Annotated in this window: 7 protein-coding genes and 2 pseudogenes; 7 read left to right on the top strand and 2 right to left on the bottom strand. The window is 68.0% G+C overall.

Annotated elements, in window-relative coordinates; genetic code table 11:
• A pseudogene (locus ACFWPJ_RS15355) lies at positions 1-443 on the bottom strand (CPBP family intramembrane glutamate endopeptidase); the annotation flags it as partial.
• A gap of 665 nt (positions 444-1,108) precedes the next feature.
• On the opposite strand from ACFWPJ_RS15355, the gene ACFWPJ_RS15350 reads away from it, so the two are divergent.
• From ACFWPJ_RS15350 to ACFWPJ_RS15320, 7 genes and pseudogenes are all read left to right on the top strand, one after another.
• Positions 1,109-2,074 carry a hypothetical protein gene (locus ACFWPJ_RS15350; protein ID WP_378851622.1) on the top strand — a complete coding sequence of 322 codons (966 nt, stop codon included), beginning with the start codon at positions 1,109-1,111 and terminating at the stop codon, positions 2,072-2,074.
• A gap of 351 nt (positions 2,075-2,425) precedes the next feature.
• A complete protein-coding gene (locus ACFWPJ_RS15345; RefSeq protein ID WP_378851619.1) occupies positions 2,426-3,877 on the top strand; it encodes a S8 family peptidase in 1,452 nt (483 codons plus the stop codon).
• 7 nt (positions 3,878-3,884) lie between these two features.
• A complete protein-coding gene (locus ACFWPJ_RS15340; RefSeq protein WP_378851616.1) occupies positions 3,885-4,505 on the top strand; it encodes a 1,4-alpha-glucan branching protein in 621 nt (206 codons plus the stop codon).
• A gap of 48 nt (positions 4,506-4,553) precedes the next feature.
• On the top strand, positions 4,554-5,759 hold the full coding sequence (locus tag ACFWPJ_RS15335) for a GNAT family N-acetyltransferase (RefSeq protein ID WP_378851613.1): 1,206 nt from the start codon (positions 4,554-4,556) through the stop codon (positions 5,757-5,759).
• A gap of 56 nt (positions 5,760-5,815) precedes the next feature.
• Positions 5,816-6,842 (top strand): annotated as a pseudogene (locus tag ACFWPJ_RS15330) (hypothetical protein); the annotation flags it as partial.
• Positions 6,843-6,909: 67 nt separating this feature from the next.
• A complete protein-coding gene (locus ACFWPJ_RS15325; RefSeq protein WP_378851610.1) occupies positions 6,910-7,515 on the top strand; it encodes a DUF308 domain-containing protein in 606 nt (201 codons plus the stop codon).
• 223 nt (positions 7,516-7,738) lie between these two features.
• A complete protein-coding gene (locus ACFWPJ_RS15320; RefSeq protein WP_378851607.1) occupies positions 7,739-9,169 on the top strand; it encodes a three-helix bundle dimerization domain-containing protein in 1,431 nt (476 codons plus the stop codon).
• Between the two features lie 213 nt (positions 9,170-9,382).
• Here the strand turns inward: ACFWPJ_RS15320 and ACFWPJ_RS15315 are convergent, their stop codons facing one another.
• Positions 9,383-9,838: a hypothetical protein gene (locus ACFWPJ_RS15315; RefSeq protein WP_378851604.1), complete on the bottom strand. Its 456-nt coding sequence runs from the start codon at positions 9,836-9,838 to the stop codon at positions 9,383-9,385.
• Positions 9,839-10,055 lie beyond the last annotated feature (217 nt).

Raw genomic sequence — 10,055 nt, 5'->3', positions numbered from 1 at the left:
GGTACCAGCACGCCGATGCCACGGAACATGCCTTCCTCACCCCAGCCGACGAACTGGGTGGCGATCAGCAGCACCAGCACATACAGCAGGCCCTTGTCGGCCAGTGCGCTGTAGTTGATGCCGAAGACGATCGCGACGATGAAGATGATCGGCACGATCCGCACCCATGACCGGGTCGGCCGGTCGTCGTGCCAGACCGGCTGCAACCAGCCCAGGTAGGCGATCACGCCGTAGGTGAAGGCCAGGGCCACTCCCAGCGGGATGATCATGCCGAAGAACAGCGCACGCGTGGAGAGGAAGTCGTCTTCGCCGGTGAGCTCGGTCATCAGCAGACCGCCGAGCTGGATGATCGCGAGATAGACGATCACGACCAGCGCGAACATCGGATAGGACAGGCGGCGACCGGCCCGCGTGGCCGAGAACGCTGTTTCAGGCGTGCTCATGCGGGCAAAGATAACTGTTCGTGATCGGCCGCGTGGCGCTAGGAAGTTCTCAGCAAACCCACGCCGCTCTCCATGGCGACTCTTCAGCAATGGACCGGGTGGGATGTATTCCACTGGTTGTGTTCGTGAACGGTGCTGCCGAACGGGCTCGCCTCTGCCGTGGACAACACCTGGCATCCATGGCTGATGCGCAACCGCAATGAGACCCGCGATAGATCAGCCCAATTCGGCTGCGACGGGAGTGGTTCCGGTGTGACGGATAAACGGTACGGACGTACCACCGATCCTAGTTTCCGAGAGGTTCTGTCGCAGTTACGTTGCGTTGAAGGTGACCAAACGGAAACGGAAATAATCCAAGGTGTTCGGCAACAAACCGGATGGCTGACAACCGATAATGTTCACTTATCGGAGGTCAGATAGAGAACCTGACGATTCGAGTCTCTAAGGGCCGACACGGTTTTCGTTTCGTCTAATTCGTAGGTAAATGACGAAACCAACGTTACGATTCTCCCGTGTCGAGCATCTGCAACTATCCGGGCTGTGCCCGTCCCATTACCCGCGGCGGCGGCCCGGGTCGTCCGTCCGAGTACTGCGATCACCCGGACCACACGCGATGGCGCGCTTGGCGCGAACGGCAACGGCTGCAACAGGAGTCGGAGAGTGCGGTGGATTCCGTCACTGTGACGGCTCAGGGGCCGGTGACGGTGGCACGGCTGCGGGCCGACGAGCTGCTCGGTCAGTTCCGTGGGCTTGCCGAACAATTGGGGACCACGCTCACTGCGGCGGTCGCGGAGCTGCAGACGCTGGGTGACCCGTCGGTGGCGGAAGCGCAGGTCCAGGCGGTGCAGGCCGATGCCGCGCGAAGGATCGCCGAGGCCGAGATGGCCACCGTCACTGCCGAACAGGCGCGGCGGGAGGCCGAGGAAGGGCGGGCACTGGCCGAATCGGTGGCGCAGGAGGCGGCGCTCGCCGCCGAAGAAGCCGAACAGGCGGTGACGGAAGCGCTCGCGGCCAGGGATGAAGTGCTGGCCTCGGCGGAGCAGCTCAGCAAACAGGCGGCCGACGACGTCTTCGCCGCGCGCAGCGAGGCCGAGGCCGAAGTGCGTGCCGCGCAACGCAAAGCGGCCGACGAGATCGATGCTGTCCGGCAGGACGCGGACGACAGCATTGCACGCGCCCAGCGGCAGGCCGATGCCGAGGTCGCCCACCAGCGCCGGGATGCCGAAGCGCGGGTCGCCGCCGCGAACGCCGAACGGGATCTGGCGATCCACCGTGCCGCCGACGCCGACCGCGCCACCGAACGCGCCGAACAAGCCACCGCCGAACGGGTGGAAGCCGCAGCCGAAGCGCGCGAGGAGTGGCGCCGGGCTCGAACCGAACTCGACACCACCCGAACCGAACTCGACCGGACGCGTGCCGAGCTCGCCGAGCTTCGCCGTACCACCGCGGCGGAGGCCGAACAACGCCGCGTCGAATCGGCGGCCGCGCTCGACCAATTGCGGACCGAGACCGCGGAACGATTGGCCGCGCTGGACGACGCCCGTCAGCAGACGCTTGCGCGCGCCGAACGGGCCGAACGTCAACTCGACGAACTCCTGGCCAGCCGGGTGCTGCAGTCGGCGGGCGACTGACAGCTTCGCAGTGCCGCTGATCCTCCACGCCCTGACTGTGGCCGGACCGCCGCGGTTTCACCCCCACCGGCCTTCATCGGCTGGATGGTGATTTCATGACCCCGATCGTCGGATGCGGTGGCCGTCGCGCCCTCGCCGCGGCCGGCCTCCCTGCTCGGTGTGCTGGTGCGTGCGAAGCGTCGGGGCCCACGTTGCGATACCCCTTCGCGCCGTAGGGCGGGTGTCGCGACTCAGCGGATCTCGGCTGGTCTGCTGGGCGCGACCAGGTCCGCGGCCCGGGCTCGGCGTGTCGCGAATCCGGTTGTGGCGCAATGGTGGCGGCTCGGCGCGGCGCACTGTTCACTGGTAGCCATGGCTTCCACCGCTCGACCCAGCAGGCAGCGGCGACCAGGGGTGCCCGGCCCCGCGGTCTCGCCGGCCGAACTGGTCGTCGTCACCACGCCGACCGCTACCGAGATCACGCCGATCGCGTTGCGCGAGAACCGTTCCGTGCGCACCCACGTCGACGACCTGCTCCCCGCCGACGCGCAGCTGGTTCCGATCTTCGGTCCGGACAACCGGCTGGCGGCGCGCCTGGCCGACACACCGCAGGCCGTGGTCGCCGGAGAGTACCTCAGCTACTACTCGGTGCGCGGTGCGGTGAGCGATCTCGCGGCACTCGCGGATCGGCTGCGTCAGGACGACACCGTCGCCGCCGCTTACGTGAAACCCGCGGCCGAACCACCCCTCGCACCGCTGGCCGAGAGCACCGTCGCGCCGGACGCACCTGCCGTGACACCCGATTACCGCAGCAGGCAGGGCTACCTGGACGCCGCGCCGACCGGGATCGACGCGGCATGGGCGCATACCCGGCCCGGTGGGCTCGGCACCGGGGTGCGGGTGATCGATGTGGAGGGCGCCTGGCGATTCACCCATGAAGACCTGCGGCAGAACCAAGGCGGCGTGATCGGTGGGACCTCCTCGGCCGATATCGGCTGGCGCAACCACGGCACAGCCGTCGCGGGGGAGATCAGCGGCGATCACAACGGCTTCGGTGTCACCGGGATCGCGCCCGAAGCTCACATCAGAGCGATCTCGATCTTCGGGATCGGCTCGGCCACCGCGATCCGCTCGGCGGCCGATTCCCTCGACCCCGGTGACGTCCTGCTCATCGAACTGCACCGCCCCGGACCCCGATTCGACTACCGGAGTCAACCCGACCAGCGCGGCTACATCGCCGTCGAATGGTGGCCCGATGATTTCGCCGCCATCCGATATGCCCTCGGCCGCGGCATCGTCGTCGTCGAGGCAGCGGGCAACGGGAACGAGAACCTCGACGATCCCGTCTACGACGCGCGCCCCGGCGACTTCCCCGTGACCTGGCACAACCCGTTCCACGGCGGCGACACCGACTCCGGCGCCGTCCTCGTCGGCGCGGGCGCCCCACCACCAGGCCTGCACGGCCGCGACCACGGCCCCGCCCGCTCCCGCCTGCCCTTCTCCAATTACGGTGCCCGCCTGGATGTTCAAGGCTGGGGCCGTGAGGTCACCACCACCGGCTACGGCGATCTCCAAGGCGGCGCCGACGAAGACCTCTGGTACACCGACGAATTCAGCGGAACCTCCAGCGCATCCCCGATCGTCGTCGGCGCCATCGCCGCCTACCAGGGCGTGCGAGCATCCGGTGCGGGCCGCGCCACGCCGGATCAGATCAGAGCCCTGCTGCGCACCACCGGCTCACCACAAACCGCGGCTCCCGGCCGCCCCACCACCCAGCGCATCGGCACCCTCCCCGACCTGCGCGCGATGCTCGGACGGACATAGCGCACCCATGGCAGTCATCCACCAGACCACCCTCACCCCGAGCAAGCTCGAGCTCATCGCCGCGTGGCTACCAGGCCGGCAGTGGTACCTGGGCACGACGCCCAAGCTCAGGAAGGTCGGCGGGTTCCGGCTCGACGACGCTGACGGAGCGGTGGGCATCGAGTTCCTGCTGCTGATGGACGAGTCAGGAACCGACTCGGTGTTGTACGGCGTTCCGCTCACCTATCGCGGAGTCCCGATTCCCGGTGGCGACGGTGCGCTGCTCGGGACAGCCGAGCATGGCGTCCTCGGTCGGCGCTGGATCTATGACGGCGCGAGCGATCCTGTTGCGGTCGGTGCGGTCGTCGACCTTGTGGCGGGGCGAGTGTCTGCCCAAGCACAGAATGACAGCGACAGCGTTGACACGTCGGTGGTGGTCAGGCGGGCGGAGCTGCGGTCAGCCGGTGGCGAGATGCGCGGCGCCGTCGACGATGAGACCGGCACCGACGTCTGTGTCGGCGGAATCGTGGTGCGCTTCAGTCGTAGGCCGGTCGCGCCGTCACCCGGTGTGGCGGGTTCGGTTGCCGCGCCGGTCCCGGCCGACCAGGGGCCGAGGCTGGTCGAGGTGGTGCGGGTGGGGGCCGGGTAGCCGGAAAATGGGATGTGCGCGGGTGGGTGGGCGTGGGATGGTACGGGGATGGCATCGGCGAAGAGCTTCACTGTGCGGTCGGCTACCAGCGCGGATCGGGCCGCGATCATCGGGTTGCAGGAGGCCGGGTTCGGAGTGCGGTTCGGGGAGGACGAACACCGGTTCCAGGGGGAGTTGTTTCCCGTCGAGCGGTCGCTGGTCGCGGTCGACGGTGATCGGATCGTGGGGCACACGGTCGATCTGACGATGACGGTGACCGTGCCGGGGGAGCGCACCGTGCAGGCGTGCGGTGTGTCCGGGGTAGCGGTCGCGCCGACGCATCGGCGGCGCGGGATCCTGCGGGAACTGTATGCCGCGCAGCACGAGCGGACCGAGGCCGACGGGTTGCCGTTGACGATCTTCACCGCCAGTGAGGGCACGATCTACGGGCGGTTCGGGTACGACACGGCGATCCTCGCCACCAGGATCTCCATCGATCGGCGGCGGGCCGAATTCCGTTCGACCACACCCGATCCCGGTGGTGTCACGATGGCGACGCTCGCCGAGGCCGCACCCCATATCCGGGAGGTGTACGAGCGCTGGCAGCGGACGGTGCCCGGCGCGCAGGTGCGGCCCGAACCCAAGTGGGACCTGTTCTTCGCCGACGTAGAACGCCAGCGTGGCGGCGCCACCTCGCTGTTCGCGCTGATCCACCCCGACGGCTACGCCCTGTACCGACGGAGCTACCACGATCAGCGGTCGATCGCGATCGTGTGGGAGTACCGGGCCGTCACCCCCGACGCCCATGCCGCGTTGTGGCGAGTGCTGCTCGGCATGGACCTGATCGACGCGGTGGAAGTCGAGATCGCCGACGACGATCCGCTGCCGTACCTGCTCACCGACCCACGTGCCGTTCGGGTGACCGATCGTGGGGACGCACTGTGGGCGCGGCTCATGGACATTCCCGCAGCCCTGGCCGCGCGCACCTATCGTCACGACGTCGACACGGTGCTGTCGGTCCACGATCCGTTCCGGTCGGCGGGCGGCACCTTCGCCCTGCGGATTCGCGACGGCATCGCCGAATGCGAACCCACAACGCGGCCCGCCGAGCTCGGTTGCGACATCAACGTGCTCGGTGCCCTGTACTTCGGCGCGCATCGTGCCAAGAACCTTGCCGCCGCGCATCGGATCCGGGTCGATGCGCCCGCCGCGCTGCGGGACTTCGACGCAGCGTTCTCCACCGACCGCGCGCCAGAACTCGGCTGGTTCTTCTGAGGCGCCCGTGAAGGCGCGTCGGGTGCCGGTTCCCGGGCGCGTAGCGTGGGTAGCTGTGGATGCACACCGCGACCTGTCCGCTATGCGACGGCCGACGTCTCAAACCCGAATCGCTCGCGGTGACCTTCGCCGGGCACGACATCACCGAGCTCGCCGAACTTCCGCTGAGCGAACTCGTCGAGGTGCTGAGCCTCTACACCGAGGGGACAGGTGCGGCGGCCGTCCTCACTCAGGACCTCATCTCGCGCATCGACGTCCTCATCGAACTCGGGCTCGGCTACCTCAGCGTCGACCGGGAGAGCCCGACGCTGTCCGGTGGTGAGTTGCAGCGGCTTCGGCTGGCCGGACAGTTTCGGTCCGGGCTGTTCGGGGTCGTCTATACCGGACTGTTCGACACCGTCCGCAAACTGTTCGCCGGCACCGATGCCGCGCGCGCCCGCGGTTACGGTGTCAGCCGGTTCTCGTTCAACGTCGCCGAAGGTCGGTGCCCGACCTGCCAGGGCGAGGGGTACATCACGGTGGAAATGCTGTTCCTGCCCAGCACCTACAGCCCGTGCCCGGATTGTCATGGCGCCCGCTACAACCCGGGCACCCTCGAGGTCCGCTACCGCGACACCACGATCGCCGGGGTGCTCGCGATGTCGGTCGACCAGGCCGCCGAATTCCTCTCCGATGTCCCGGTGGTCGCGCGAGCGCTGAGATGTCGGCCTCGGCTATCTGCGGCTAGGGCAGCCCGCGACCGAACTGTCCGGCGGTGAGGCGCAGCGGGTGAACCTGGCGACCGAGCTGCAACGGGCCCGGCGCAACAACACCATCTACCTGCTCGACGAACCGGCCACCGGCCTGCACCCGGCCGACAGCGATATCCTGCTGACCCAGCTGAATTCGCTCGTCGACACGGGTGCGACGGTGATCGTGGTCGAGCACGACATGACTGTTGTCGCCCAAGCCGACCACGTCGTCGCCATGGGACCGGGCGGCGGCGCCCAGGGCGGGCGCATCGTCGCGCAGGGAACACCGGAAAAGGTCGCGGCCGACACGACCAGCCGGACCGCGCCCTATCTGCGGGACCGGTTGACGTGAACACCTGACAGGCGACGCGCCAGGGCAAATCTACGGCTATCCGATGGTGCGGGCCTATCGTGGGGCAATGCCCGTGCATGACGGGGAGGGGAAACCGACGCGTGACCGGACCCGGCAGGCGATGCTGATCGCCGGCGGGTGCTCGCTCGTTCTCGGCGTCGTGACACTGCTGTGGCCCGGCCGCAGCCAATCCACACTGGCCTTGCTGTTCGGCATCTCGCTGCTGCTCAGTGCCGCCATGCAGGCGTATCTGGCGCTACGGGCGCGGATCGCGTTCCTGCTGCGGGTACTCGTTCTGGTCAGTGCCGTGCTCACCGTCATCCTGGCGATGCTGGGCTTCAGCGGCGGCAATATCGAACTGCTCGCCCTGTGGATCGGGATCGGCTGGTCGGTCCGCGGCATCGTGCAGGCGCTGGTCGCGGCCTGGGACACCGACGTCACCGACGGCGGGCTGCACGAGATCTGCGGCCTCGGCACGGCGGCGATCGGGATCACGATGATCGCCACGAAATTCCAGACCGTCACCGGGCTGGCGACGGTCGCCGGGGCCGCGCTGCTCGTGATCGGCGTGCTGGAACTGCTCGCCGGTGGGATGCTGAACACGGCACTGCACGCCGCACGGCAGGCGCCGACCGACACCGCGGTGATCCACAGGCCCGCCGCCACCGAATAGAAGTAGTGAATCCCACACTGGCAGTGCGGGATTCGATGTTTACGCGAACGCCCGGACAACGTGACATTGCGGGCAGCGGAGCGAGTGCTGAACTCTGCGTGCCAGGCCGTTCACAGCTGGGGCAACTGTGCTGCGCGCCGGTAGCGTGGCCCGCGGCGTGCGCACGGGAGGGCCCGGTCGGCGCGCCGCGTCCGCAGCCCGATGTGAGCCCAGGAGAAATGTGGTGTCGCGCGTAACCCCCGGCGAAGCCGCCGATACCGTCCAGCGTGAAGAGCTGGCCATGCGGCGCATGACCGAGAGTCTGGTCGAAGACCTGTCCGAGAACGTCCCCGCCGACCAGGTGACCTCGGCGGTGGGCGCCGCGCACCATCGTTTCGCGGGCAAGCCGATCCGGGAGTTCGTGCCGATCCTGGTCGAGCGGATCGTGCGCACCGAACTCGCCGACCCCGATCCGACCGTCCGGGTGCCCGCACCCGCGACCGCCGTCCGCGCCACCGCCCCCGACCCGGCGCCGGCCACTGCGCCCGAAGCCGACGGGGAGCGCAGGAGCCTGGTGAGCAGGCGCGGCGTGCTACCCCTGTCGATCGGTGCGGTCACCGTCGTCGCCGCGGTCGCGGCCGGGGTGATCCTGGTGCCCGGCGGTGCGGACGCTCCCGCCGCCGAGACTCCCGTCGCGGCGGCGACCACCGTGCGCGGTGTCGTCGGCTCGGAGAAGATGGCGTTCTTCCAGGACGAGCGCGTAGTGAAGGTGCTTGCCGACAACGGGGTGAAGGTGGAAGTCGAGCCGGCCGGGTCGCGCCAGATCGCGACAACCGTCGACCTCGGTCAGTTCGATTTCGCGTTCCCGTCCAGCAGCCCCGCCGCCGAACGGATCCAGCGGCAGCACAACATCACCGCCAAGTACACGCCGTTCTCCTCGCCGATCGCGATCGCCACCTTTCGGCCCATCGCGGACCTGCTGACCGCGGCCGGGGTGATCAAACCAGGCCCGGTCGCGACCTTCGACATGAACCGGTACCTGGAACTCGCGGGAACCGGCGTGCAGTGGGACGACCTGCCCGACAACACCACCTACCCGGTCGCCAAGAACATCCTGGTCTCGACCACCGACCCGCGCAGCTCCAACTCCGCCGCCATGTACCTGTCGATCGCGAGCTATGTCGCCAACGACCACACCATCGTGCGCGGCGCCACCGCCGAACAGCATGTGCTGCCTGTCCTGTCGAAACTGTTCCTCGCCCAGGGATATACCGACAACAGCAGCGATGGCCCGTTCACCCAGTACCTCACCAACGGGATGGGCCCGACGCCGCTGGTGTGCATCTATGAAGCCCAGTTCGTCGAGGCCGCCGGCGAGGGCCGGATCAAGCCGGACATGGTGCTGACCTACCCGACTCCGACGGTGCTGTCGAGCCACACCCTGGTCCCGCTGACCGGCACCGGTGACACGATCGGCAAGCTGCTCACCGAGAACCCCGAGCTGCGGCGTCTGGCCGCCGAGCACGGCTTCCGCACCGGCGACAACGCCCAGTTCACGGCGATCGCCGCCGAACGGAATGTGCCGGTCCCGGCCGACCTGATCGACGTGGTCGACGCGCCCGCCTACGACACTCTCGAGCACCTGCTCGACGGAGTCGCGAACTCCTACAACTGACCGAGGACAGCTCGCGGGGTTCCAGTAGTAACCGCGCGAAAGACAACGGATATGGCGAAGGCGCAGTTCAGCGGGTCCCGGACCGGGTGAGGAGATTGCGTAGGCAAGCCCGCCGAACGCGCAGGCAATATGCGGAGCATGATCGTGCGCTCCGCCGAGTGGCTGGCCGATCCGCATAGCGCGATCAGCGGCAGTAAGGATGACTTGGGCGCGTCATTCGTGGGCGGCGATTGCGGTGCTGAGTCCCTGGACGGCTTTGTCGTAATGGTTGCGGTCGAACAGGAATGGGCCGAATGCGGTGTAGTCACGAGTGGTGCGGTAGGGCTGTTCAAAGCAGTCCCACACGACAAGGTCGCCAGTCAGGCTTATGCGGGCCAGCAGCGGCCAGCAGCCCAATTCCCCGCAACTGCACGCAAGTACGGGGGTCTTCCGTCCCGTGGTGAGGGGAGAGGATCCGTGGAAATGGTCCATCGCCGACTCGAACCGGACGAATCGGGGTACGAGCCCACCGTACGCGTCACCCGCAGGCTGCATGCCGGCGCAGATTTCGAAGGTGTCGATGAGATCGGTCAGAGGGACGGTATCGATGCGAGGCATGATCCGGTGGACGTCGGTACGTCCGGGCGGTCCTGGCCGATAGTCGAACCTGATCTCGCTGGTGGCAGTCAAACACTGGCGCCGCAAGCGCTTCCGATCTCGGGTAATCGACCCAACCACACCCGCACGACGGCGCGCGCCGGAAGTCAGGGCCCTTCCGGGGATCACCGGCTGAGGCGCACGACGCCCTTCTCAGTTGAAAGAATCACGGCGTCACCGTATCCAGCGATCGCCGATCCCGCAAAGTGGACGCCCTCCGCCTCTTGCGTTAATTGTATAGGGCCAGAGC

The organism is Nocardia sp. NPDC058497 (genome assembly GCF_042720195.1).
Lineage (GTDB): Bacteria > Actinomycetota > Actinomycetes > Mycobacteriales > Mycobacteriaceae > Nocardia.
The sequence above is the reverse complement of the archived record's forward strand: the minus strand, read 5'-3'. Positions and strand labels throughout refer to the sequence as shown.